Source organism: Bradyrhizobium sp. CFUWI (assembly GCF_056429085.1).
The window spans coordinates 21470-45847 of the sequence record NZ_JBWJZE010000003.1 but is presented as its reverse complement, the minus strand read 5'-3'; the positions used below and the strand labels follow the sequence as shown (position 1 = coordinate 45847).

Genomic DNA, 24378 nt, shown 5'->3' with positions numbered 1-24378 from the left:
GGTCAGCGGCCTAGACCTCCAACACAATTTTGCCAATATGTGCGCTCGTCTCCATGCGCCGATGCGCGTCGGCGGCCTTTTCCAGCGGGAAAGTGCTGTCCATCAGCGGTTTGACGCGGCCTTCGCGCAAAAGCGGCATCACTTTCTGCTCGATTGCGGCCACCATCGCCGCCTTATCCGCATTCGTACGGGGGCGCAGGGTCGAGCCGGTATGGGTGAGGCGCTTGACCATCACCTTGGCGATGTTGACGGTGACCTTGGGCCCGTTGAGGGTTGCGATCTGCACGATCCGGCCGTCGACCGCGGCGGCATCATAGTTGCGGTCGACATAGTCGCCGGCGACCATGTCGAGGATCAGGTTGACGCCTTGCTTGTTGGTCTCTTCCTTGACCACGGCGACGAAGTCCTCGTTCCGGTAGTTGATGGCGCGGTCGGCGCCTAACTTGAGGCAGGCGTCGATCTTGTCCTGCGATCCCACGGTGACGAACACCTTGGCGCCGAACGCCTTCGCCAGCTGAATCGCCATGGTGCCGATGCCGGAGGAGCCGCCATGGATCAGCAGCGTCTCGCCGGCCTTGAGCCCACCACGCTCGAACACGTTGTGCCAGACCGTCATCAGGGTTTCCGGCAGCGCGCCGGCTTCCTTGATCGACAGTGCCGGCGGCACGCTCATGGCCTGGGCGTCCTGGGCGATGCAGTACTGCGCATAGCCGCCACCGGCGACCAGCGACATCACCTTGTCGCCGATCTTGTGCCGCTTGGCGTTGCTGCCGACCGCCACGACTTCACCGGCGATCTCGAGGCCGGGCAGGTCGCTGGCGCCGGGCGGCGGCGGATAGGCGCCGGAGCGCTGCGCAACGTCGGGCCGGTTGACGCCGGCGGCCATCACCTTGACCAGGATCTCGTCCGGGCCGGGCTGCGGCACGGCGCGCTGTTCCGGGATCAGCACCTCCGGTCCGCCAGGCTTGGAGATGGCGACCACGGTCATTTGCGCGGGCAGCTTGTCCATGATGTGTCCTTGAGCAAAGGTGCGGGGATGAATCAGGCTCTTGCTTAGCCAGCGCGATCCGGGCTGGCAACCGCCTCAGCGTTGTGAGCCGGCGTGAACTTTGGGAGGAACGAGGATGGCGACGGAAGACGACGACCGCCCGCGCAGGAAGATCACACATGAGATCGGACAGGATCTCTCACTGTTGTCGGTCGAGGAACTGACCGAGCGCGTCCTCCTGCTCAAGACCGAGATCGCAAGATTGGAAGAAGCCGCCACCAAGAAGCGCGCCTCGCGCGATGCGGCGGATCATTTTTTCAAGAAGTAGCCGGCCACATCAACGGCGGTCGTCCCGGACAAGCGCGCCTCGTCTCGTCATTCCGGGGCGGCGCGACGCGCCGAGCCCGGAATTCATAACCACAAGCCGCTGAAACTGGCAGGCGGGCCACTCCGTCTTCCTGGGGGTATGGATTCCGGGCTCGCGACTTCGTCGCGCCCCGGAATGACAAAGAACTTCGTTCCGCACCCCGCTCGGCCACTGGCCGATATGGCTAACGAACCTTCAAAAAAATCGCTCGTTTACTCCAGATTAAGCTTTCGCGTTTATGACTGGAACTGTCCTCGTTTGGACACCGAGTGGCTCCTGTCCACTCTGTTTGACGCCTCCCTGTTATCAACTTTCAAAGCCGCCGGTCTCCGGCGGCTCTTTTTTTGTTGTTTTGCATCGCGTTGCGGTTGAATTCCTGAGAATGACCCGCGGAAACCATATCCGCGCTTGTCGCTGGACTCCGCGTCTCGCCCGCGCAATGATTTGTTCATCATAAGCCGGCGCCAAAGCCGGACAGTCAAACAGTTGCGTAAGAGGCGTTAACCATGGAACGTTTGCAGGCCGACGGCGCTCTCGTTCAACTCAGCGAGCGGTTCACCAATTCTGCGGCGTTCGGCGTCCTGTTCCGCGAGGGCATGGATCTGGTCGAAGAGACCGCCGCCTATCTCGACGGTGCCGGCCGCACCGAGGCCAAGGCGCTCGACCGTGCCGTCAGCCTCACCTACGCGACCGAGAGCATGCGCCTCACTACCCGCCTGATGCAGCTCGCCTCGTGGCTGCTGCTGCACCGCGCGGTGAAGGAAGGCGAGATGACACTGAGCCAGGCCAATCGCGAGAAGACCAAGGTCAAGCTCAGCGCCGCCGATCCCGGCCCCGCCGACACCATCGAGAAGCTGCCCGCGCAGCTCCAGGACCTGATCCATCGCTCGATGAGCCTGCAGACCCGGGTGCGCCGCCTCGACACCACCATCCACACGCCGCCGGCCGAGCACGTCGCAATCGGCAATCCGCTGGTGCCGCACCTCAACGCGCTGAAGGCCGCGTTCGAACGGTAGGTTTGATCCGCGCACTCTTTGTTGAACCGTCATCCCGAGGTGGCCGCTTCTTCAGCGGCCCTCGAAGGATGAACGGCCCGGCTGCATCTCGGCCGTTCATCCTTCGAGGCTCCCGGCGCGCTGCTTCGCACCGCGCCACTCGCGCCTCAGGATGAAGGGCCTGCCAGCTGCCGTAGGGGCAAAGGCGCACAGCGCCGTGCCCACCATGTCTCGCGTGGACAAACATCACTTGGGACCAAACAAGGGTTTCGTGGGCACGCTTCCGCCGTCGCTCTGCGTGCTATGGCGGACAAGTCGCTTTGCCCACCCTACGAAACCGTCCATCTATTGGACGTTGAACCGTCACCCTGAGGTGCTCGCCTCTTCGGCGAGCCTCGAAGGGCGACGGCCCGGCTGCATCTCGGCCGTTCATCCTTCGAGGCCTCCGCTTCGCTCCGGCGCCTCAGGATGACGGGTCAGCGCGCGACGGTGCCCCAAAAACAAAAACGCCCCCGGTTTCCCGGGAGCGTTTTTTCGTCTCCAGCCTTGCGGGCTGGATCAATCCTTTTTCAGGAAGCCCGAAAACTTCTTCTGGAAGCGCGAGACGCGGCCGCCGCGGTCCATGATCTGAGCGTTGCCACCGGTCCAGGCCGGGTGCGACTTCGGGTCGATGTCGAGGTTCAGCGTGTCGCCTTCCTTGCCCCAGGTCGAGCGGGTCAGGTACTCGGTCCCGTCGGTCATCACGACCTTAATCGTATGATAATCCGGATGAATTTCGGCTTTCATGGCAAATTCCTCGGCGCCCGGCGCCTGTTCTGGTGGCTCGCGAATGACGGATTTCGCCGGCTCTATACCTCACGATATCAGGCAAAACAAGCCATGCTGCAGGGGTGAACCGGGTTTGCCCCTAAGGGACATCCCGGATTTGCCACTACTCTTGCACCGGCCTATTGGGAGCAAACGAATGCAATGGGCCAGATCTCATGAGCGCAGTGGAACGGCTTGATGACCAATATGTCGATCAGCCCGGAATGAACGCCGCGGACACCCCCTCGATCGAAGCCGAGCTGCTCGAAGAGCCGGCCAAGGGTCGCGCCAAGCTGCGGCCGCTGCTCGCGCTGGCGCCCTATGTCAGCCGCTATCGCGGCCGGGCGGCGCTGGCCTTCGTCGCACTCACGGTCGCGGCCCTGACCACGCTGCTGGTGCCCATCGCGGTGCGCCGGATGATCGATTTCGGCCTGACGCCCGAGGGCATCGAGCTGATCAACAGCTACTTCTCGGTGATGCTCGCGGTGGTCGGCGTGCTCGCGCTCGCCAGCGCCGCGCGCTATTACCTCGTGATGACGATCGGCGAGCGCATCGTCGCCGACCTCAGGCGCGACGTCTTCGCTCATCTGCTCTCGCTCTCTCCCGCCTTCTTCGATTCCGCGCGCAGCGGCGAGTTGATCTCGCGGCTCACCGCCGACACCACCCAGCTGAAATCCGCAGTCGGCGCCTCGGTGTCGATCGCGCTGCGCAATCTGATGATGTTCCTGGGCGCCACGGCGATGATGGTGATCACCAGCCCGAAGCTGTCGGGCTTCGTGCTGCTGGCCATCCCCTTGATCGTGCTGCCGCTGGTCGCGTTCGGGCGCTGGGTGCGGCGGCTGTCGCGCAATGCGCAGGATACGCTCGCCGAGGCCTCGGCCTATGCGGGCGAGCTGGTCGGCTCGATCCGCACCGTGCAGGCCTATACCAGCGAAGGGTTTGCCGAGAAGCGTTTCGGCGGCGAGGTCGAGCAGGCCTATGAGGCCGCGCGCACCTCGACCCAGGCGCGCGCCGTGCTCACGGCCATCATCATCTTCATCGTGTTCGCCAGCGTGGTCGCGATCCTCTGGATCGGGTCGCATGACGTGCTCACCGGCGCGATTTCGCCGGGCCGGCTCGGTCAGTTCGTGCTTTATGCGGTGTTCGCCGCGGCAGGCCTCGGCCAGCTCAGCGAGGTCTGGGGCGAGGTCTCGGCGGCATCCGGCGCGGCCGAGCGCCTGTTCGAGATCCTGCATGTGCAGCCCGACATCACCGCGCCCGCCTCAGTGCGCGCGCTGCCGGTGCCGGCACGCGGCGAGGTCGGCTTCGATCAGGTCAGCTTTGCCTATCCGGCGCGGCGCGACACCAACGTGCTCGATGCCGTGTCATTCACCGTGCGCCCGGGCGAGAAGGTCGCGATCGTCGGTCCATCCGGAGCCGGCAAGAGCACGATCTTTCACCTCTTGCTGCGCTTCTACGACCCGCGCAGCGGCACGATCTCGCTCGACGGCGTGCCGGTCAAATCCGCCGATCCCCGGGATTTCCGCGCGCGCATCGCACTGGTGCCGCAGGAATCCGTGGTGTTCGCCGCCAGCGCCCGCGAGAACATCCGCTTCGGCCGGCCCGATGCGACCGATGCCGAGGTCGAACGCGCCGCCGAGCTCGCCCATGCCGCCGAATTCATCCGCCGCCTGCCCGAAGGTTTCGACACCCCGCTCGGCGAGCGCGGCGTGACGCTGTCCGGCGGCCAGCGCCAGCGCATCGCGATCGCACGCGCCATCCTGCGCGATGCGCCGCTGCTGCTGCTCGATGAGGCCACCTCCGCCCTCGATGCCGAAAGCGAGACGCTGGTGCAGACCGCGCTGGAAGAGCTGATGCGCCACCGCACCACGCTGGTGATCGCGCACCGCCTCGCCACCGTGCTGTCCTGCGACCGCATCCTGGTGATGGATCAGGGCAGGATCGTCGAGCAGGGCACGCATGCCGAGCTCGTCGCCGCGAACGGACTTTATGCGCGGCTGGCCCGGCTGCAGTTCGAGGGCGCGTGAGGGGCTTCGCTCGCTGTCACACGCACAACGTCATCGCCCGCGCAGGCGGGCGATCCAGTACTCCGAGACGGGAGTGATCAATCGAGAAGTCGCGGCGTACTGGATTCCCCGCCTTCGCGGGGAATGACAGCGGGATTCTGAGGACCAGCTTCGCGCCTCACCGCAATGCCCGATCCTGGCAAAAATGCTCCTGCTTTGCCCGACGTGTCAAACGCGCTTCGCTGCGACCTGCGCAAGCCGTTGATTTCGCTGTTGCCGTCTACTGTGCATGGGGTTGTTTTCGATATTTTGGGCGGAGCCTGCCGCCGGTCAGGGGCACTTCGGCGAGAGCGCCGGCACATTCGGCCACGGCCAGTTCTTCCAGCTGCCGTCCTCGCCGACGCAAGCCGGTGGGGCAGGGCCGCTCGTATCGAGCGAGGCGAAGCGCCGGTCGACATAGCTCGTCGACAGATAGCCGGCGACGATGACGCCCAGGAAGACCGAGGAGCCTTTTGCGAGATCGCGCAGATTCATCGACCATCTCCGTCACACTTGTCTTCGCTGCTTCGCTGCAACGATTAACGGACGTCGCGGGATCCCACCGTGACAGGCCTCACGCCCGCCACACCATCTTCAACACCGGTCGTCCGGAGGTCGGGTTCACATCGTCGCCGGCATGAGCAAAGCCGTTGCGCTCGTAGAAGCGGATGGCGCGGGCATTGTCCTTGTTGACGAGCAGCGTCACGCCCGAGGGCGACAAGCGCTTGGCTTCATCGACGAGCAACTGCGCCGCATCCGAGCCCCAATGCGCGGGATCGACCACGAGCTGGTCGAGATAGCCCTCGCCGTCGATGGTGACGAAGCCGGTCAGCACGCCATCCTGTTCCGCCACCACGATGGAGGCCTTGGGCACCAGATCCTTGCGCCAGCGCTCGCGCCACCATTCCAGACGGGCCGCGAAGTCGATCTGCGGATAGGCCTCTTGCCAGGTGCGATGCCAGAGCTCGATCGCGGCGGCTTCGTCCTCGGGGCGATAGGGGCGGAGGTGGATCATGAGGTCGTCATGCCCGGGCATAGCCGTCCGAAGGACGGCGTCGCTTCCGCTCGCCTATGCCCGGGCATCCACGAGCAGCGGCGCACGCGGAAGCAAATACGTGGATGGCCGGGACAAGCCCGGCCATGACGGTGTGGTAAGTATCGCGCGGCCCTCACCGCTACCGCTCCGTCAGCTTCAGCTCGATGCGGCGGTTACGCTTGTAGGCTTCCTCCGTGTTGCCGGGATCGAGCGGCTGGAACTCGCCGAAGCCGGCCGCGACGAGCCGCTGCGCGGGCACGCCGAGCGAGACCAGATATTGCACCACCGAGATCGAGCGTGCCGCCGACAGGTCCCAATTCGATTTGAAATTCGGGCCGTTGACCGGGCGCACGTCGGTATGGCCGTCGACACGCAGCACCCAGGGGATCTCGCCCGGGATCTTCTTGTCGAGCTCGATCAGCGCGGTCGCGAGCGTGTCGAGCTCGGCGCGGCCCTCGGGCAGCAGCGTCGCCTGTCCGGTGTCGAAGAACACTTCGGACTGGAACACGAAGCGGTCGCCGACGATGCGGATGTCCGGCCGGTTGCCGAGGATGGCGCGCAGGCGGCCGAAGAATTCGGAGCGGTAGCGCGACAATTCCTGCACCCGCTGCGCCAGGGCGACATTCAAGCGAGACCCCAGATCCGCAATGCGGTTCTGCGATTCCTTGTCGCGCTTCTCGCTCGCGTCGAGCGCCTCTTCCAGAGCCGCCAATTGCCGCCTGAGCGCGCTGATCTGCTGGTTCAGCACCTCGATCTGCGCCAGCGCCCGCGCCGAGACCGCCTTCTCCGAATCCAGCGCCTTGCCGAGCTCGGAGGTCTTGCCTTGCGCGTCATTGCCGGCGGCCGCCAGGCCGTCATAGAGGCCCTTGATGCGGTCCCGCTCGCTCTCGGCCGAGGCGAGCCCGGCCTTGAGTTGCGAGACCTGGTCGTCGAGCGTGAGCTTGCCGAGCTTCTCCAGCGACAACAGCTCGTTGAGCTGGGCGATCTTGGCGTTGAGCTGCTCAAGCGCCTTGTCCTTGCCGGTGACCTCCTGCGACAGGAAGAACTGCACCACCAGGAACACCGACAGCAGGAACACGATCGACAGCACCAGCGTCGACAGCGCGTCGACAAAGCCGGGCCAGTAGTTGAAGGCGCCGTCGCTGCGGCGGCCGCGCGCTAGAGCCATATCCGTCGATCTCCACTCTCGTGTCCCGGACGCGCGGCAGCGTGCAACGCTGCTGCGCAGAGCCGGGACCCACTATCGTTCAGAGGATTCTGGGCTCCGGCTCAGCGGCGCATACTGCGTGCTGCGCCGCGTCCGGGGCACGAGACCCTCCACTTTATTCTCAACTCTTCTCCGGCTGCCGCGCGAGGCGCTCCAGCAGGCGCCGGATCTCGCGGTTCTGCTCGCCCTGGCCGTCGGCCCATTCCCGGATCATCTGCTGCTCGGTGCGCATGTGCGAGACCAGCGCCTGGATCGCTTCGGCCAGGCTCGCCATCGCCGCCGTGGTGCCGCGGCTGGTGCCGCCTTCCTCGAGCACGGAGCGCAGCCGTTCGACCGCGGCCTGAAGCTCGCCGCTGGCGACCCCGCCGCCTGCCGCAACGGGCGCTTCGCCGCTGCCATATTCGCGCACCGTGGTGGCCAGCCAGTCTTCGAGGTCGGTGTAGAAGCGGTTCTGCGCCTGGCTCGATTGCAGGTCGAGGAAGCCGAGGATCAGCGACCCGGCGAGGCCGAACAGCGAGCTGGAGAACGAGATGCCCATGCCGCCGAGCGGGGCGGCGAGGCCCTCCTTCAGCGTGTCGAACAGCGCCCCGGAATCGCCGCCGACCTTGAGCCCGTCGATCACCTTGCCGACCGAGCCGACCGTCTCGATCAGGCCCCAGAAGGTGCCGAGCAGGCCGAGGAAGACCAAAAGGCCGGTCATGTAGCGCGAGATGTCGCGGGCTTCGTCCAGGCGGGTCGCGATCGAATCGAGCAAATGCCGCATGGTGGTCTGGGTGATGGTCATCCGCCCGGAGCGCTCGCCGCCGAGGATCGCCGCCATCGGCGCCAGCAGCTTCGGGTGCCGGGCCGGCGCCAGGCCGGGATCGGCGATGCGGAAATTGTTGACCCAGGACACTTCGGGATAGAGCCGGATGACCTGGCGGAAGGCGAGGATGATGCCGATGAACAGCACCCCTCCGATCAGGGCATTGAGCCCCGGATTGGCGAAGAAGGCCTGGATGATCTGCTTGTAGAGCACCACGCTCACCAGCGTGCACAACACCAGGAAGACCAGCATCCGGACCAGGAAAACGCTGGGCGAGGACAGTTTGGTATACTCGATATCCATGGTGGAGCGGGGCGAAGTGCCTGACGGCATGGCCGGTATCATCCATTACGAAGCTTGGTTGCGGTGCGCACTATGGCACAGCGCCAGCCCAAAAAAAGCGCCGGATACGCCGATTTCGGGGACGGCTCGGGAACCCGGACCGGAAGCGGCGCTTTGATAAGCGGGTATCTGCAGAAGTTCGCTATTCGGGGGGCGCATGAGCGTCGTTTCCGCGATTATCGGGACTGCCGAACGCGTGCCGCTGCCGGACGTCGTGATCCGCGCCGCGATCCAGCACCTGTGCTCCCGCACCGCAACGCGCCTCGCCGGCCATGACGCGGCCGCCGATGCCGCTTTCGCCGGCCGGATGATGTTGCGGCCGATCGCCGAGGGCGCCGCGGCCGGGCGTGACGAGGTGCCCGCGGCGTTCTTCGCCGCTGTGCTCGGCCCCAGCCGCAAATATTCCTGCTGTTTCTACAAGACCGACGCGACCACCTTGCAGGAGGCGGAGGAGGAGGCGCTGCGTCAGACCGTCGAGCATGCCGGACTTGCCGATGGCCAGACCATCCTCGAGCTTGGCTGCGGCTGGGGCTCGCTGTCGCTGTGGATGGCGCGGCAATTTCCGCACGCCAAGGTGACGGCGGTGTCGACCTCGCAGGCGCAGCGCGCTTATGTCGAGGAACAGGCGCAGCGGCGCGGCCTGCTGAACCTGCGTGTGGTCACCGCGGACATGAACGTGTTCGCCCCCGACGGCCAGTTCGACCGCATCATCTCGGTCGAGATGTTCGAACAGATGATGAACTGGCGCAAGCTGATGACGCGTCTGCGGTCATGGCTCGCCCCCGATGGGCGGTTCTTCATGCAAATCGTCACCCATCGCTCCGGCTCGCAGCTGTTCGACCGGCTCGACCGTGACGACTGGATTGCGCAGCACGTCTTCACGGGCGGGCTGATGCCAAGCCATCACCTCGTCAGGCAATTCGACGACATCTTCACGGTCGAGAAGGAATGGTGCTGGAGCGGCACGCATTATCAGCGCACCGCGAACGACTGGCTCGCCAATTTCGATAGGCATCGCGACGCGATCGAGGCGTCGCTGCGCAAGGTCTATGGCGAGGAGACCGCGCTTTGGCTGCGGCGCTGGCGTTGGTTCCTGCTCGCGACATCGGGCCTGTTCGGCTACGCCCGTGGAACCGAATGGGGCGTCAGCCACTACCGGATGAAGGCCGCCGCGTGATTGCGCCGTTCCGTCGCAGCACGCGCTGATGGAATGCGACTCACAATCAAGTGACACGGAAAAAGTCTTCTGAATTCAGTATCATAGGCTGTGTGACAATGAGCCGCCTGTGCCGTGCGTTGCATCGCAGCAGCGGCCTTCTATTTTGTCGACATCAGCCGCGTGCAAAACGGTCCAGAACGGACCGCGCGCGGAGTGTGATCAGTTTCAACAATATCGGGGCACCCCACTTCATGTCAGGACTTCGTGCGCGATCGGCATGCGTTGCAATGATGCTCGCGGCCTTAGCGCCGCTGTTGGGCGCTTGCGAGGAATCCAGCTCGGCCGTGTCTGCCGCTCCGCCGGCCCACCCTGACGTCAGCATCGTCATCGTCAAGCCGCAGCCGCGTGCCGTGGTGCGCGAGCTACCCGGTCGCATCGCACCGACGCGTGTCTCCGACGTGCGGCCGCGCGTGTCCGGCATCGTGGTCGAGCGCCTGTTCCGCCAGGGCAGCGAGGTCAAGGCGGGCGATGCGCTTTACCGCATCGATCCGCGCCCGTTCGAGGTCGAGGTGATGGCCAACGAAGCCGCGCTCGCCAAGGCCGAGGCCGCCTTGATGCAGGCGAGGCAGCAGGCGCACCGTATCGCCACCCTCACCAAGGATCGCGCCGCCCCGGAAGCCGAGAACGAGAAGGCGATTGCGGCCGAACGCCAGGCCCATGCCGAGGTCGAAGGCCGCAAGGCCGACCTTGCGCGGGCCAAACTCAATCTCGACTACGCCACTGTGCGCGCGCCGATCGACGGCGTGGTCGGCGCGGCCCTTGTCAGCGAGGGTGCCCTCGCGGTGCAGAATGAGACCAATCTCGCCACCATCCAGCAGCTCGACCCGATCTATGCCGACTTCACCCAGTCGGTGACCGAGCTCAACCAGCTCCGCCGTGCCTTCGAAACCGGCGACCTCGAGCGCATCGCCTCCGATGCCGCCAAGGTGCATCTGATGCTCGACGACAACACGCTTTATTCGCTCGACGGCAAGCTGCTGTTCTCCGACGCCAAGGTCGATGCCCAGACCGGGCAGGTGACGTTGCGCGGCGAGTTCCCCAATCCCAAGCGCGAGCTGCTGCCGGGCATGTATGTCCGCGTTCGTATCGACCAGGGTCTCGATTCCGATGCGATCGCGGTGCCGCAGCAGGCGATCCAGCGCAATGGCGGCGGCGGCAGCGAGGTGTTCGTCGTCAAGGACGACAACCACATCGCGGTGCAGGCGGTGCGCACCGGATCGGTGCAGGACGGGCTCTGGTTCGTCACCGAGGGCCTGAAGGCCGGCGACAAGGTCGTGGTCGAAGGGTTCCAGAAGTTCGCGGCCGGCGACAAGGTCAAGCCGCAATCCTGGTCGGAAGCGGACGCGACCGCGGACAATCGGCACGCCCAGCATCTCACGCGGTAACGCGCCATGGCGAGTTTCTTCATCGACAGGCCAATCTTTGCCTGGGTGGTCGCGCTGTTCATCTGCTTGATCGGTGCGATCGCCGTGCCGCTGCTGCCGATCGCGCAATATCCGATCATCGCGCCGCCCTCGATCTCGATCTCGACCAGCTATCCCGGCGCCTCGCCGGAGAACCTCTACAACAGCGTCACGCGGCTGATCGAGGAGGAGCTCAACGGCGCCGCCAACATCCTCAATTTCGAATCGACCAGCGATTCGCTCGGCCAGGTCGAGATCATCGCCAACTTCCAGCCGGGCACCGATACCAGCGCCGCCTCGGTCGAGGTGCAGAACCGCATCAAGCGCGTCGAGGCGCGCCTGCCGCGCGCGGTGATGCAACAGGGCATCCTGATCGAGGAAGCCTCCAGCGCGGTGCTGCAGATCATCACGCTGAACTCGACCGATGGCAGCCTGGATGAGGTCGGGCTTGGCGACTTCATGATCCGCAACGTGCTGGGCGAGATCCGGCGCATTCCCGGCGTCGGCCGCGCCACGCTGTACTCGACCGAGCGCAGTCTGCGCGTCTGGGTCGATCCGGCCAAGCTGGTCGGCTATGGGCTCACCGCCGACGACGTCAACAAGGCCATTGCCGCGCAGAACGCGCAGGTCGCCTCGGGCAGCATCGGCGCCGAGCCCTCGGCGTCGAACCAGCGCACCTCCGCGCTGGTGCTGGTCAAGGGCCAGCTCTCCTCGCCGGACGAGTTCGGCGCCATCATCCTGCGCGCCAATGCCGACGGCTCGACCGTGCGCCTGCGCGACGTCGCGCGCATCGAGATCGGCGGTCTCAGCTACCAGTTCAATACGCGGCTGGACGGCAAGCCGACCGCCGGTCTCTCCGTCCTGATGTCGCCGACCGGCAACGCGCTGGCGACCGCGAGCGCGGTCGAAGAGAAGATGAAGGAGCTGTCGCGCTTCTTCCCGGCCAACATCACCTACGAGATTCCCTACAACATCACGCCCGTGGTCGAGGCTTCGATCAAGAAGGTGCTGACGACACTCGTCGAAGCCGTGGTGCTGGTGTTCGTGGTGATGTTCTTGTTTCTCCAGAACATCCGCTACACCATCATTCCGACCATCGTGGTGCCCGTGGCGCTTCTGGGCGCCTGCACCACGCTGCTGCTCGCCGGCTATTCCATCAACATGCTCTCGATGTTCGGCATGGTGCTCGCGGTCGGCATCCTCGTCGACGACGCCATCGTCGTGGTCGAGAACGTCGAGCGCATCATGGCCGAGGAAGGCCTGTCGCCGAAGGAGGCGACGCGAAAGGCCATGTCGCAGATCACCGGCGCCATCATCGGCATCACGCTGGTGCTGATGGCGGTGTTCGTGCCGATGGCATTCTTCCCGGGCTCGGTCGGCATCATCTACCGCCAGTTCTCGGTCACCATGGTCGCGGCGATCGGCTTCTCCGCCTTCCTGGCGCTGTCGCTGACGCCGGCGCTTTGCGCGACGCTGCTCAAGCCGATCGCCAAGGGGCAGGGCCATTCGACCAATTTTGTGTTCAGCCGGTTCAATCATCTGCTCGAGGCCTGCCGGTTTCGCTACGCGAGCACCGTCGGCTTCTCGCTGAAGCGCACCGGCCGCCTGATGCTGGTCTATGTCGCGCTGCTGGTCGGCCTGTCCTGGGCCTTCGTCAATCTGCCCGGCGGCTTCCTGCCCGTCGACGACCAGGGCTTCGTCACCACCGACGTGCAGACGCCGTCGGATTCGTCCTACGGCCGCACCGAGGCCGTGATCGAGAAGGTCGAGAAATATCTTGCCGCGCGGCCCGGCGTCGACAACGTCACCTTCCTCACCGGCTTCAGCTTCTCCGGCCAGGGCATGAACACCGCGCAGGCCTTCATCACCCTGAAGGACTGGTCGGAGCGCGGGCCGAAGGATTCCGCCGCAGCGATCGTCAACGACATCAACCGCGATCTCTCGTCGATCCGCGACGCGAAGATCTCGGCGCTGCAGCCGCCGCCGATCGACAATCTCGGCAATTCCTCGGGCTTCTCGTTCCGTCTCCAGGACCGCGGCCAGAAGGGCTATCAGCAATTGATCCGGGCCGCCGACCAGTTGATCGCGGAGGCCAATGCCAGCCCGGTGCTGCAGAAGGTCTATATCGAAGGCCTGCCCGAGGCGGGGGTGGTCAATCTCGTGATCGACCGCGAGAAGGCCGGCGCGTTCGGCGTCACCTTCGAGGACATCAACAACACGATCTCGACCAACCTCGGATCGAACTACATCAACGATTTCCCAAACCGCGGCCGCATGCAGCGCGTCGTGGTGCAGGCCGGCGCCCGCGACCGCATGCGGACCGAGGATATCCTCAACTACAACGTCAAGAACAGCCGCGGCCAGCTGGTGCCGTTCTCGTCCTTCGCCACGGTCGAATGGGCGCGCGGCCCGACGCAGATCGCCGGCTTCAACTATTATCCGGCGGTGCGCATCTCCGGTGAAGCCAGGCCCGGCTTCACCTCGGGCGACGCCATCGCCGAGATGGAGCGGCTCGCGGGAAGATTGCCGCGCGGCTTCGGCTATGAATGGACCGGGCAGTCGCTGCAGGAGAAACTGTCCGGCTCGCAGGCGCCGTTCCTGCTGGCGCTGTCGGTGTTCGTGGTGTTCCTGTGTCTGGCCGCGCTCTACGAGAGCTGGACCATTCCGCTCGCGGTGCTGCTCACCGTGCCGCTCGGCATCGTCGGCGCCGTCGCCGCCGCCATGCTGCGCGGCCTGCCCAACGACGTCTACTTCACCGTCGGCCTGATCACCATCATCGGCCTCGCCGCCAAGGACGCGATCCTGATCATCGAGTTCGCGAAGGATCTACGGAAGGAAGGCAAGCCCCTGGTGGAAGCCACCATCGAGGCCTGCCGCCTGCGCTTCCGCCCGATCCTGATGACCGGCCTCGCCTTCATCTGCGGCGTGCTGCCGATGGCGATCGCGCATGGCGCCGGCGGCGCCAGCCAGCAGGCGCTGGGCAGCATCGTGATGGGCGGCATGATCGCGGTGGTGATTCTGGCGCTGCTGATGGTGCCGGTGTTCTTCGTCTCGGTGCAGCGCGTGCTGGGCGGGGACCGGGAGCCGGTCGCGGCGAAGGAACGCGAGCCCCACGGCCCGCCGGCGCGGGCGCATACCGGGCACTGACAGTTCCTTCCGTCATTCCGGGGCGCGCGTAGCGCGAACCATGATGCGCAATTGCGCATCTGGGAATCCATCGGGCCGCAATCACAGTCGATGAATGGATTCCGGGCCCGCGCCAAGTGGCGCGTCCCGGAATGACAGCGGAATGTGGAGCGCGAGCTCCCGCCTTACGCTGCCTTCCGCAAAATCTTCACCAGCTCCCCGTGCACATACTCATTCCCGCACACGACGTCCCCGGTCACCAGCGCATCGCCGGGCGTTTTGATGTCACTGATGGTACCGCCGGCTTCGCGCACCATCAGCATGCCGGCGGCGATATCCCAGGATTGCAGATTGCGCTCCCAATAGCCGTCGAGGCGGCCGGCGGCGACGAAGGCGAGGTCGAGCGAGGCGGCGCCGAAGCGGCGAAGCCCTGCGACGCGGTCCTGGATCGCCGTCATCTCGCGGCGGAATTCCTCGTGGTCGCCGCGGCCGATATGGGGCAGGCCGCAGGCCACCACGCATTCGCTCAGCTGGCGGCGGCCGGCGACGCGCAGGCGCTGGTCGTTGAGGAAGGCGCCCTTGCCGCGCTCGGCGATGTAGAGCTCGTCATTGGCGGGGTTGTAGATCACGCCCGCGATGATCGTGCCCTCGCGCGACAGCCCGATCGAGATCGCAAATTGCGGAATGCCGTGCAGGAAGTTGGTGGTGCCGTCGAGCGGGTCGACGATCCAGGTATGGCTCTTGTCGCTGCCTTCCCGCGTGCCGCCTTCCTCGCCGATGAAGCCGTAGCCGGGGCGGGCCTTGGCGAGGTCCTGATAGAGCATCTCCTCGGCGCGCTTGTCGGCAAGCGAGACGAAGTTCGCCGGCCCCTTCAGCGAGACCTGGAGATGCTCGATCTCGCCGAGATCGCGCTTGAGACTGCGGCCGGCACGGCGCGCAGCCTTGACCATGACGTTGATAGTGGCGGAATACAGCATGAGCTTTCGGTCTTGATCGGGGGAAAAAGGGCGGGACATCGCGCCTGTTTGACGCCTTGGGTGCCCTGCAGGGGCGCTGGCGTCAAGTCATTGGGTCAAGTCATTTGTTTCCGAGCCATTTCTTGGCGGCGGCCTCCGCCTTGGCGCGGTCCTCGGCCGGCAGGTCGGACAATTGCTTGTCGAGCTCCGGGTCGCCCTTGCCGGCGGTCTTGGCCACCAGGTGCCATTTGAAGCCCTCGACCTTGTCCATGGTCGTGCCAACGCCGTTGATCAGCACCCACGCCAGCCGGTTCTGTGCGATCGCGCTGCCCTGGCGGGAAGCCTTGCGGAGCAGGGCGACGGCGGCCGGCTGGTTCTTCGGCGTGCCGGTGCCGTTGAACATGGCGATGGCATATTCGACCTCGGCGTCGACATTGTCGGCGAGCGAGGCGGCCTGGAGCAGCCGCACCGCGCGTTCCGGGTCCTTCGGCACGCCGGTGCCTTCCTTGTAGAAGGTCGCGAGCGCGTATTGCGCCTCGGCCAGGCCGGCATCGGCGGCCTGGCGCAGCAGCTCGGCCGAGCGCTTGACGTCCTGCGGCAGGGTCTGGCCATCCAGATAGAGCAGAGCGAGGTTATAGGCCGCCTTGGGCTCGCCGAGCTTGGCGGCGGACGCCATAAGCTTGACCGCCTCGCCCTTGTCGACCGGGCCGCCGCGGCCCGAAATGCGCAGCATCGCGAGCGCGAACATCGCTTCGCGGTCGCCGGCGTCCGCAGCGCGCTTGTACCATTCGGCCGCCTTGGCATAGTCGCGGCGAATGCCCATGGCGTTGGAATAGAGCTCGCCCAGCATGGTCATCGCCTTGGGATCGCCGGCTTGCGCGCGGGCGGTGGCAAGCTCGAACGCCGTCTTGTACTGGCCGCGCTGATAGGCGCCGTACACCAGATCAGCGTTGGAATTGTCGGTCGGCGGCGCCGGGATCACCGTCGGGGTCGGCGTCGGCTTGGAGGACGGGGCCGGCTTGGGCGAGGCCGAAGGCTTCGGCGCAGCCTCCTTCTTCTTGGCGGGCGCGGGCGGCTTGGGCTTCTGCTTCTCAGGCGCCGCGCTCGGTACGGTGGCCGGCGGCGTGATCTGGAGCTGCGCGGCCGCCGGTACCGTGAGCAGCAGCGTAGCCAGCATGGTGATGCAGGGAAGCTTCATGTCGGGCGCTAGCCGTGCTCGCCGCCGGCAGGATTCTGGCTCGCCGTCGCGTGCGCCTTCTTGATCGCGGCGTCCGCCTCGATCAGCGCGGCCTTGGGCCCGCGCGGATCGGACCAGATGAAGTGGCCGACCAGCACGAAATCGGCGCCGCTGAGGGCGAAGTCGTGGGCTTCTTCGAGCGACATGGCAAAGCCGACGCAGGGCGGCTCGAACAGCTCGGCCCACCAGTCCAGCCGCTCGGCGATCGCTTGGGCCGAGGGTCGCTGGCCTTTCGCATCGGGCTCGCCGAACAGCACGTAATCCGCGCCCATCTCGCCCGCATCCATGGAATGGTGGCGCGTCGTCAGCCCGCCGACGCCGGCGATGCGATCGGGCTTGAGCGACGGCAGCGCCTCCTTCAGCGCGGCGATGCCGGGCAGGTGCGCGCCGTCCGCGCCGCCGCGCGCGACCAGCTCGGCATGGCCCTCGACCAGCAGAGCGGCACCCGCCTTCTGCACCGGCGGCGCCAGCGCCTTGATGCGCGAGATCATGGTGCGGTGGTCGGTCTCCTTCAGCCGCAGCAGCACGGCCGCGATGTCGGCAGAGCCGAGCAGGCCCGGCAACTCGGCGAGAAGCGCAGCGGGATCATCGACGACCGGCGTCGCAAGGTAAAGGCGCGGCGCCGGGCGCGGCGGAGGCGGTTTGTTCGACAAGATCTAGGCTGCCTTCTGTTCCAGGCTGCTTTGCCACTCACCCTTGGCGGCGAGGCCGTTCATTCGCGCGCGATGGCTGAAGGCGTGCTGGCCGGCCGCGACGTTCTCGGCCTTGCCGGACCAGGCCTTCTGCGGCGCCGCCTGCAGCGCGCGGCCGTAGGAGAAGGTCAGGCCCCAGGGCAGCGGGCCGAGCTTGTGCATGGCGTTGAGATGCGCGGTTGCCTCTTCATCCGACTGGCCGCCGGAGAGGAAGGCGATACCGGGCACCGCCGCGGGCACGCAGGCCTTCAGCAGCCGGATCGTCTTCTCGGCGACTTCCTCGACGGAAGCCTGCTTTGCGCACTTCTTGCCTGAGATCGCCATGTTGGGCTTGAGCACCATGCCTTCGAGCGCGACGCGCTGCACGCGCAATTCCTGGAACGTCTTGTTGAGCACGCGCCCCGTGACCTCATAGCAGCGATCGATGTCGTGGTCGCCGTCCATCAGCACCTCAGGCTCGACGATCGGCACGATCTGCGCGGCCTGGCACAGCGCGGCATAGCGCGCCAGCGCGTGGGCGTTGACGCTGATCGCGGTCATCGAGGGAATGCCGCTGCCGATGTCGATCACCGCGCGCCATTTGGCGAAGCGCGCGCCGCGCTCATAATATTTCTTCAGCCGCTCGGCGAGCTTGTCGAGCCCGATTGTGACGAGCTCTCCCGGACACATCGGCAGGGCCTGCGTGCCCTCGTCGACCTTGATGCCGGGAATGGCACCGCTCTGTTCGATCAGCTTGATCAGCGGCGTGCCGTCCTTGGCGTCCTGCCAGATCGTCTCGTCATAGAGGATCACGCCGGAGATGTACTGGCTCATGGCGTCCTTGGCGCGGAACAGCATCTCGCGATAGTCGCGGCGGTTCTCTTCGGTCGAGTCCACGCCGATTGCGTCAAAGCGTTTCTTGATGGTGCCGGAGGATTCGTCGGCGGCGAGGATACCCTTGCCGGGTGCCACCATGGCGGTCGCGATCCTGTTGAGCTCAGTCAGATTCATCGAGAGGTCCTCCCAAAACGATTCTGCCCTTGCCCGTGAAAATAGACCGTTCTCGGGCAATTGCCGAGCTAACGTTCGTCGCAGGGTAAGGGGGGAGGAAGTACCGTGCCACAACAAAACTGTCATTCCGGGATGCGCCGAAAGGCGCAGGCCCGGAATCCATAACCCCAGGCCGTGGTTATGGATTCCGGGCTCACCGCTTTGCGGCGCCCCGGAATGACGGAGAGAATATCTCGGCTTTACGCCACCTTCGCGATCGCTTACGCCACCTTGGGATCCAGCTCGCCCTTGGCGTAGCGCTTGGCCATCTCGGCGGTGGTCAGCACCTTCTTGATCTTGGCGGCTTGCCCCGCGGTGTTGAACTCCTGCAGGCGCTGCTTGCACAGCTTGGTCATGGCCTCCATCGCAGGCTTCAGGTACTTGCGCGGATCGAACTCTTCCGGGCTGTCCTTGAGCACCTTGCGGATCTGGCCGGTCATCGCCATGCGGTTGTCGGTGTCGATGTTGATCTTGCGCACGCCGTTCTTGATGCCGCGCTGGATCTCGCTCACGGGCACGCCCCAGGTCGGCTTCATCTTGCCGCCATAGGCGTTGATGATGTCCTGCAGCTCCTGCGGCACCGAGGACGAACCGTGCATCACGAGATGCGTGTTCGGCAGCTTGCGGTGGATCTCCTCGATCACGTTCATGGCGAGGATGTCGCCGTCCGGCTTGCGGGTGAACTTGTAGGCGCCGTGGGACGTCCCCATCGCGATCGCGAGCGCGTCGACCCTGGTTTCCTTGACGAACTTCACGGCCTCGTCCGGATTGGTCAGGAGCTGGTCGTGGCTGAGCTTGCCTTCGGCGCCGTGGCCGTCTTCCTTGTCGCCCATGCCGGTCTCGAGCGAGCCGAGCACGCCGAGCTCGCCCTCAACCGAGATGCCGCCGAGATGGGCCATGTCGGTCACGGTCTTGGTGACGCCGACATTGTAGGCCCAGTCGCCGGGCGTCTTGCCGTCGGCCTTGAGCGAGCCGTCCATCATGACCGAGGTGAAACCGGCCTGGATCGCGGTCATGCAGGTCGCCGGCTCGTTGCCGTGGTCGAGATGCACGCAGACCGGAATGTGCGGATAGATCTCGGTCACCGCGTCCATCATGTGCTTGAGCATGACGTCGTTGGCGTAGGAGCGCGCGCCGCGCGAGGCCTGGATGATGACGGGCGCGTCGACCTGGTTGGCCGCGTCCATGATCGCCAGCGCCTGTTCCATATTGTTGATGTTGAAGGCCGGTACGCCGTAATCGTTCTCCGCCGCGTGGTCGAGCAGTTGACGTAACGTGATCCGAGCCATCTGTCTTTTTCTCCCGTTGGGGCCTTGCAAGGCCGCGATGTTTGCCGACTTGAGTTACTTGACGCGCAGCACCTCGACGCCGGGCAGGGGCTTGCCTTCCATCCACTCGAGGAACGCGCCACCGGCGGTCGAGACATAGGTGAAGTCACCGGCCACATGGGCCTGGTTGAGCGCCGCGACGGTGTCGCCGCCGCCCGCGATCGAGATCAGCTTCTTGGCCTTGGTGCGCTCGGCAGCGTGCTTGGCGGCCGCGACCGTGCCGCGGTCGAACGGCTGCATCTCGAACGCACCCAGGGGGCCGTTCCAGACCAGCGTCGCCGCGTCGTCGATCGCGGCGTGGACGCGGGCGATCGATTGCGGGCCGACGTCGAGGATCATGCCGTCGGCCGGGATCGCGTCGAGCCCATAGGCGTGCGAGGGCGCGTTGGCGGCGAAGTGATAGGCAACGGTGGCGTCCACGGGGAGGATGATGGCGCAATTGGCGGCGTCCGCCTTCTCCATGATGCGCAGCGCGGTGGCGCTAAGATCCTTCTCGGCCAGCGACTTGCCGACCGCAACGCCTTGCGCGTGCAGGAAGGTGTTGGCCATGCCGCCGCCGATCACCAGCGCGTCGACCTTGGTCACGAGGTTTTCGAGCAGGTCGATCTTGGTCGAGACCTTGGCGCCGCCGATGATGGCGATAACAGGCTTGGTCGGCGAGCCCAGCGCCTTCTCCAGCGCGTCGAGCTCGGCCTGCATGGTGCGGCCGGCATAGGCCGGCAGCTTGTGGCCGAGACCTTCGGTCGAGGCGTGGGCGCGGTGCGCGGCCGAGAACGCGTCATTGACCCAGATGTCGCCGAGCTTTGCCAATTCGGCGACGAAGGCCGGATCGTTCTTTTCCTCTTCCTTGTGGAAGCGGGTGTTTTCGAGGCAGAGAATGTCGCCATCCTTCAGACCGGCGACGGCCTTGGCCGCGGGCTCGCCGATGCAATCGTCGGCGAAGGCAACCGGCTTCTTCACCACCTTCGACAGCGCCTCGGCGACGGGCTTGAGCGAGTCCTTGGCATCGCGCCCCTTCGGCCGGCCGAAATGCGCGAGCAGGATGACCTTGCCGCCCTTGTCCGAGATTTCGGTGATGGTCGGCGCGACGCGCTCGAGCCGGGTCGCGTCGCTGACGCGGCCATTGTCCATGGGCACGTTGAGATCGACGCGCAGCAGCACGCGCTTGCCCTTCACGTCGACGTCGTCGAGGGTGCGGAATTTGTTGGTCATCTCAGGGCTCTCTTGTCCCGGGCCTTCAGAAGGTCATTCCGGGGCGCGCGGAGCGCGAACCCGGAATCTCGAGATTCCGGGTCTGGTCCTTCGGACCATCCCGGAATGACGGTGCAAGTAGAACGCACCAGATCCTTAGATCACCTTCGCCATCGCGGCGGCGGTGTCCGCCATGCGGTTCGAGAAGCCCCACTCGTTGTCGTACCAGGACATCACGCGCACCAGCGTGCCGTTCTGCACCTTGGTCTGGTCCTCGTGGAAGGTCGAGGAGTGCGGGTCGTGGTTGAAGTCGATCGAGACGTTCGGCGCATTGGTGTAGCCGAGGATGCCCTTGAGCTGCTGCTCGCTGGCGCGCTTCATCGCCGCGTTGATCTCCTTGGCGTCGGTGGCGCGCTTGGCGACGATCTTGAGGTCGACCACCGAGACGTTCGGGGTCGGCACGCGGATCGCGACGCCGTCGAGCTTGCCCTTCAGCTCGGGCAGCACGAGGCCGATCGCCTTCGCCGCACCGGTCGAGGTCGGGATCATCGACATCGCGGCCGCGCGGCCGCGGTAGAGATCCTTGTGCATCGTATCGAGCGTCGGCTGGTCGCCGGTATAGGCGTGGATCGTGGTCATGAAGCCGGTCTCGATGCCGACGAGGTCGTTCAGCACCTTGGCAATCGGCGCCAGGCAGTTGGTGGTGCAGCTTCCGTTGGAGACGACCAGATGATCCCTGGTCAGCGTCTCGTGGTTGACGCCGTAGACGATGGTGGCGTCGGCGCCGTCGGCGGGCGCGGAGACCAGCACGCGCTTGGCGCCGGCGGTCAGATGCGCGGATGCCTTGTCCTTCGAGGTGAAGATGCCGGTGCATTCCATCGCGATGTCGACGCCGAGATCCTTCCAGGGCAGCTTCGAGGGATCGCGCTCGGCGGTCACCTTGATCTTGCCGCCTCCGAGGTTGATCGAGTCGCCGTCGACGGTGACGGTGCCGGGGAAGCGGCCATGGACGCTGTCGAAACGAAGCAGATGGGCGTTGGTCTCGACCGGACCGAGGTCGTTGATGCCGACGACCTCAATGTCCTTGCGGCCGGACTCGGCGATAGCCCGCAGGATGTTGCGACCGATGCGGCCAAAACCGTTAATTCCGACGCGGACTGCCATGTTTCGTCTCCTTCAATGACCGTTGTCATCCCGCACAACGCGCTATGCGCGCCTGCGAGGGTTTTTTTAGGGGCGGGCGCCCGGTTCGGCCGGGCGGTGCTTGATCATATGAGGGATTACGTAGTCCTTTTTTGCGGCAAGCTCAACTCTCAGGAAACGCGCTTCAGCACAGCGTTAACCGCAGCCTCGGCGGTAATACCGAAGTGCTTGTAAAGCTCCTTTGCAGGGCCGCTTTCGCCGAAGGAATGCATGCCGATAAATTCGCCATCCTGGCCGATCACCGCATCCCAGCCCCAGCGCACGGCAGCCTCGATCGCCACCTTCACCGGCGCATTTCCGATGATGGCCGCGCGCTTGGCCTCTGGTTGCGCTAACAACAGCTCGAGCGAGGGAACAGAGACCACCCGTGACGGGATGCCGCGTTCGGCAAGCTGCTTCTGGGCGGCGACCGCGATCTCGACCTCGGAGCCGGAGGCGAACAGCGTCGCCTTGGCTTCGCCCTGGGCGGCGACCAGCTCGTAGGCGCCGGCCGCGCAGGGATTGTCGTTCGGTGCGGTGGTCCGCAGCTGCGGCAGATTCTGGCGCGTCAGCGCCAGCACGGTCGGTCCGTCCACGCGATTGAGTGCGAGCTCCCAGCACTCGGCGACCTCGATGGAATCGCACGGACGGAACACGCGCATGTTCGGAATGGCGCGCAGCGCGGCGAGATGCTCGACCGGCTGATGGGTCGGGCCGTCTTCGCCCAGCCCGATCGAGTCATGGGTCATAACGTAAACGACGCCGGAGCCCATCAAAGCGGCAAGGCGCATCGCAGGCCGTGCATAGTCGGTGAACACCAGGAAGGTCGCGCCGTTCGGCGCGAAGCCGCCGTGCAGGAAAATGCCGTTCATCGCGGCGGCCATGCCGTGCTCGCGGATGCCGTAATGGATGAAGCGGCCCTTCGGCGTCTTGGCGGAGAACGCGGTCGCCGACTTCGCCTTGTTGTTGTTGGAGCCGGTGAGGTCGGCCGAGCCGGCCAGGAATTCCATCGGCATGGCGGCCGCGATCGCCTCGATCGCCGCCTCCGACGATTTGCGCGTGGCCGCCGTCAGCGGCTTCTCGAGCAGCTCCTTCTTGTGCGCGCGCAGGGCCTTGGCCAGCGAAGCCGGACGCTCATGGCGCAGACGACGCTCGAACTCGGCGCGCTTGCGGCTGCCGAGCTCACCGAGCCGTGCTTCCCATTCCTGCCGTGCCGCGGCGCCGCGGCTGCCGGCCGCGCGCCACGCCTTCAGTACGTCCTCGGCGACCGCGAACGGCTCGAGCGAGAGTCCGAGTTTCTCTTTGGCGGCCTTGAGCTCGTCGGCGCCCAGCGCCTCGCCATGCACCTTCGAGGTGCCGGCCTTGTTCGGCGCGCCGAAGCCGATGGTGGTGCGGCAGGCGATCAGCGTCGGCTTGTTGGATTTTTTCGCGCGCGTGATGGCGTCGGCGATCGCGGCCTGATCCTGGCCGTCGATCTTCTCGGCGGCCCAGCCGGCGGACTTGAAGCGCTTCACCTGGTCGACGGAATCGGCGAGCGAGGTGGGGCCGTCGATCGAGATGCCGTTGTCGTCGTAGAGCACGATCAGCTTGTTGAGCTTCCAGTGCCCCGCCATCGCGATCGCTTCCTGCGACACGCCTTCCATCAGGTCGCCGTCGGAGGCGAGCACGTAGGTGTGGTGATCGACGATCTTCTTGCCGAACTCGGCAGCGAGCATCTTCTCGGCGAGCGCCATGCCGACCGCGGTCGAGATGCCCTGGCCGAGCGGACCGGTCGTGGTCTCGATGCCCCTGGTGCGGAAATTCTCGGGATGCCCGGGGGTGAGCGAGTCGACCTGGCGGAATTGCTTGATCTGGTCCAGCGTCATCTCGGCATTGCCGGTCAAATACAGCAGCGAATAGAGCAGCATCGAGCCGTGGCCGGCCGAGAGCACGAAGCGGTCGCGGTCCGGCCAGGCGGGCGCGGTGGCATCGAATTTCAGGAATTGCGTGAACAGCACCGTGGCGATGTCGGCGGCACCCATCGGCAGGCCGGGATGACCCGATTTGGCCTTCTCGACAGCGTCCATCGAAAGGCCGCGGATCGCGTTGGCCATACGGGTGTGATCGACCTGCGTCATGTCTGAAATCCGTCTGAAATGAGGCGCTTGGAGGCGATGTACGCCCGCGCGGGAGGAGCCTGGCGGCCACTGAAGGTCGGGGCTGGGATAGCACCTCGGTTCCGGGAGTCCAAGGCAGTCAAACGCTGATTTGGCCGCAAAAGTTGCCTCTGTGGAGATCGGTTTTCCGCAAGGCGCGTGCGCGGCGGAACTGGCGGATCGGGATGACGCCTGTCCGATTGATCGGTGCATAGTTTCGCGGCGGCGTTGCGCTTGGCTAGCTTGCCACGTAAATTTCTGCTTCTAACCGCTTGCCGAACCGAGTCT

At 65.6% G+C, this 24378-nt stretch carries 20 protein-coding genes; 6 read left to right on the top strand and 14 right to left on the bottom strand.

Going from position 1 to position 24378, the window contains the following annotated elements:
• Window positions 1-10: 10 nt before the first annotated feature.
• Entirely contained in the window at window positions 11-1009 is a 999-nt protein-coding gene (locus AC066S_RS07555) for an NAD(P)H-quinone oxidoreductase (protein WP_135171509.1), read from the bottom strand.
• Between the two features lie 115 nt (window positions 1010-1124).
• Here AC066S_RS07555 and AC066S_RS07550 point away from each other — a divergent pair, with 115 nt between their 5' ends.
• A complete protein-coding gene (locus AC066S_RS07550; protein WP_028138474.1) occupies window positions 1125-1316 on the top strand; it encodes a DUF1192 domain-containing protein in 192 nt (63 codons plus the stop codon).
• Between the two features lie 545 nt (window positions 1317-1861).
• On the top strand, window positions 1862-2371 hold the full coding sequence (gene rcdA, locus AC066S_RS07545) for a protease adaptor protein RcdA (protein WP_126259787.1): 510 nt from the start codon (window positions 1862-1864) through the stop codon (window positions 2369-2371).
• 537 nt (window positions 2372-2908) lie between these two features.
• On the opposite strand, the gene rpmE is transcribed toward rcdA, so the two are convergent.
• Window positions 2909-3136, bottom strand: a complete 228-nt coding sequence (rpmE, locus tag AC066S_RS07540; protein WP_011084323.1) for a 50S ribosomal protein L31 — start codon at window positions 3134-3136, stop codon at window positions 2909-2911.
• A 197-nt stretch (window positions 3137-3333) separates the two neighbouring features.
• On the opposite strand from rpmE, the gene AC066S_RS07535 reads away from it, so the two are divergent.
• A complete protein-coding gene (locus tag AC066S_RS07535; protein WP_126259789.1) occupies window positions 3334-5184 on the top strand; it encodes an ABC transporter ATP-binding protein/permease in 1851 nt (616 codons plus the stop codon).
• A 309-nt stretch (window positions 5185-5493) separates the two neighbouring features.
• Here AC066S_RS07535 and AC066S_RS07530 read toward each other — a convergent pair whose 3' ends face one another.
• From AC066S_RS07530 to AC066S_RS07515, 4 genes are all read right to left on the bottom strand, one after another.
• Complete coding sequence (locus tag AC066S_RS07530; protein WP_126261916.1) at window positions 5494-5697, bottom strand: hypothetical protein; 204 nt, start codon at window positions 5695-5697, stop codon at window positions 5494-5496.
• Between the two features lie 79 nt (window positions 5698-5776).
• Entirely contained in the window at window positions 5777-6217 is a 441-nt protein-coding gene (locus AC066S_RS07525; protein WP_126261915.1) for a GNAT family N-acetyltransferase, read from the bottom strand.
• Between the two features lie 160 nt (window positions 6218-6377).
• Window positions 6378-7406: a peptidoglycan -binding protein gene (locus AC066S_RS07520; RefSeq protein ID WP_126261914.1), complete on the bottom strand. Its 1029-nt coding sequence runs from the start codon at window positions 7404-7406 to the stop codon at window positions 6378-6380.
• 160 nt (window positions 7407-7566) lie between these two features.
• The gene (locus AC066S_RS07515; RefSeq protein ID WP_164719119.1) at window positions 7567-8583 is read right to left on the bottom strand and encodes a flagellar motor protein MotA; all 1017 of its coding nucleotides are present in this window, start codon (window positions 8581-8583) and stop codon (window positions 7567-7569) included.
• Window positions 8584-8749: 166 nt separating this feature from the next.
• Here AC066S_RS07515 and AC066S_RS07510 point away from each other — a divergent pair, with 166 nt between their 5' ends.
• The 3 genes from AC066S_RS07510 to AC066S_RS07500 all read left to right on the top strand — a co-directional run bounded on the left by AC066S_RS07510 (window position 8750) and on the right by AC066S_RS07500 (window position 14361).
• Window positions 8750-9769: an SAM-dependent methyltransferase gene (locus AC066S_RS07510; RefSeq protein ID WP_135171510.1), complete on the top strand. Its 1020-nt coding sequence runs from the start codon at window positions 8750-8752 to the stop codon at window positions 9767-9769.
• Between the two features lie 233 nt (window positions 9770-10002).
• The gene (locus AC066S_RS07505) at window positions 10003-11196 is read left to right on the top strand and encodes an efflux RND transporter periplasmic adaptor subunit (protein ID WP_126261911.1); all 1194 of its coding nucleotides are present in this window, start codon (window positions 10003-10005) and stop codon (window positions 11194-11196) included.
• Window positions 11197-11202: 6 nt separating this feature from the next.
• Window positions 11203-14361: a multidrug efflux RND transporter permease subunit gene (locus AC066S_RS07500; protein ID WP_126261910.1), complete on the top strand. Its 3159-nt coding sequence runs from the start codon at window positions 11203-11205 to the stop codon at window positions 14359-14361.
• Between the two features lie 164 nt (window positions 14362-14525).
• Here the strand turns inward: AC066S_RS07500 and AC066S_RS07495 are convergent, their stop codons facing one another.
• The 8 genes from AC066S_RS07495 to tkt all read right to left on the bottom strand — a co-directional run bounded on the left by AC066S_RS07495 (window position 14526) and on the right by tkt (window position 24072).
• On the bottom strand, window positions 14526-15317 hold the full coding sequence (locus tag AC066S_RS07495; protein WP_126261909.1) for an inositol monophosphatase family protein: 792 nt from the start codon (window positions 15315-15317) through the stop codon (window positions 14526-14528).
• A gap of 100 nt (window positions 15318-15417) precedes the next feature.
• Window positions 15418-16494, bottom strand: a complete 1077-nt coding sequence (locus AC066S_RS07490) for a tetratricopeptide repeat protein (RefSeq protein WP_126261908.1) — start codon at window positions 16492-16494, stop codon at window positions 15418-15420.
• An 8-nt stretch (window positions 16495-16502) separates the two neighbouring features.
• Window positions 16503-17186: a thiamine phosphate synthase gene (locus AC066S_RS07485; RefSeq protein ID WP_478269343.1), complete on the bottom strand. Its 684-nt coding sequence runs from the start codon at window positions 17184-17186 to the stop codon at window positions 16503-16505.
• Window positions 17187-17189: 3 nt separating this feature from the next.
• Window positions 17190-18215, bottom strand: a complete 1026-nt coding sequence (locus AC066S_RS07480) for a class I fructose-bisphosphate aldolase (protein ID WP_478269342.1) — start codon at window positions 18213-18215, stop codon at window positions 17190-17192.
• Between the two features lie 260 nt (window positions 18216-18475).
• A complete protein-coding gene (gene fba, locus AC066S_RS07475) occupies window positions 18476-19543 on the bottom strand; it encodes a class II fructose-bisphosphate aldolase (RefSeq protein ID WP_126261906.1) in 1068 nt (355 codons plus the stop codon).
• Between the two features lie 54 nt (window positions 19544-19597).
• A complete protein-coding gene (locus AC066S_RS07470; RefSeq protein ID WP_478269341.1) occupies window positions 19598-20794 on the bottom strand; it encodes a phosphoglycerate kinase in 1197 nt (398 codons plus the stop codon).
• Window positions 20795-20929: 135 nt separating this feature from the next.
• Entirely contained in the window at window positions 20930-21937 is a 1008-nt protein-coding gene (gap, locus tag AC066S_RS07465) for a type I glyceraldehyde-3-phosphate dehydrogenase (protein ID WP_126261904.1), read from the bottom strand.
• 149 nt (window positions 21938-22086) lie between these two features.
• Window positions 22087-24072, bottom strand: coding sequence for a transketolase (tkt, locus tag AC066S_RS07460; protein WP_478269340.1), 1986 nt, complete (start codon window positions 24070-24072; stop codon window positions 22087-22089).
• Window positions 24073-24378 lie beyond the last annotated feature (306 nt).

Bases quoted from the DNA above. Each gene is read 5' to 3' on its own strand.
- AC066S_RS07505 (WP_126261911.1), top strand. From the start codon at position 10,003: ATGTCAGGACTTCGTGCGCGATCGGCATGCGTTGCAATGATGCTCGCG.
- rpmE (WP_011084323.1), bottom strand. From the start codon at position 3,136: ATGAAAGCCGAAATTCATCCGGATTATCATACGATTAAGGTCGTGATG.
- AC066S_RS07495 (WP_126261909.1), bottom strand. From the start codon at position 15,317: ATGCTGTATTCCGCCACTATCAACGTCATGGTCAAGGCTGCGCGCCGT.
- tkt (WP_478269340.1), bottom strand. From the start codon at position 24,072: ATGACGCAGGTCGATCACACCCGTATGGCCAACGCGATCCGCGGCCTT.
- AC066S_RS07515 (WP_164719119.1), bottom strand. From the start codon at position 8,583: ATGCCGTCAGGCACTTCGCCCCGCTCCACCATGGATATCGAGTATACC.
- fba (WP_126261906.1), bottom strand. From the start codon at position 19,543: ATGGCTCGGATCACGTTACGTCAACTGCTCGACCACGCGGCGGAGAAC.
- AC066S_RS07510 (WP_135171510.1), top strand. From the start codon at position 8,750: ATGAGCGTCGTTTCCGCGATTATCGGGACTGCCGAACGCGTGCCGCTG.
- AC066S_RS07530 (WP_126261916.1), bottom strand. From the start codon at position 5,697: ATGAATCTGCGCGATCTCGCAAAAGGCTCCTCGGTCTTCCTGGGCGTC.
- AC066S_RS07555 (WP_135171509.1), bottom strand. From the start codon at position 1,009: ATGGACAAGCTGCCCGCGCAAATGACCGTGGTCGCCATCTCCAAGCCT.
- AC066S_RS07550 (WP_028138474.1), top strand. From the start codon at position 1,125: ATGGCGACGGAAGACGACGACCGCCCGCGCAGGAAGATCACACATGAG.
- AC066S_RS07470 (WP_478269341.1), bottom strand. From the start codon at position 20,794: ATGACCAACAAATTCCGCACCCTCGACGACGTCGACGTGAAGGGCAAG.
- AC066S_RS07480 (WP_478269342.1), bottom strand. From the start codon at position 18,215: ATGAATCTGACTGAGCTCAACAGGATCGCGACCGCCATGGTGGCACCC.
- rcdA (WP_126259787.1), top strand. From the start codon at position 1,862: ATGGAACGTTTGCAGGCCGACGGCGCTCTCGTTCAACTCAGCGAGCGG.
- AC066S_RS07500 (WP_126261910.1), top strand. From the start codon at position 11,203: ATGGCGAGTTTCTTCATCGACAGGCCAATCTTTGCCTGGGTGGTCGCG.
- gap (WP_126261904.1), bottom strand. From the start codon at position 21,937: ATGGCAGTCCGCGTCGGAATTAACGGTTTTGGCCGCATCGGTCGCAAC.
- AC066S_RS07535 (WP_126259789.1), top strand. From the start codon at position 3,334: ATGAGCGCAGTGGAACGGCTTGATGACCAATATGTCGATCAGCCCGGA.
- AC066S_RS07520 (WP_126261914.1), bottom strand. From the start codon at position 7,406: ATGGCTCTAGCGCGCGGCCGCCGCAGCGACGGCGCCTTCAACTACTGG.
- AC066S_RS07490 (WP_126261908.1), bottom strand. From the start codon at position 16,494: ATGAAGCTTCCCTGCATCACCATGCTGGCTACGCTGCTGCTCACGGTA.
- AC066S_RS07525 (WP_126261915.1), bottom strand. From the start codon at position 6,217: ATGATCCACCTCCGCCCCTATCGCCCCGAGGACGAAGCCGCCGCGATC.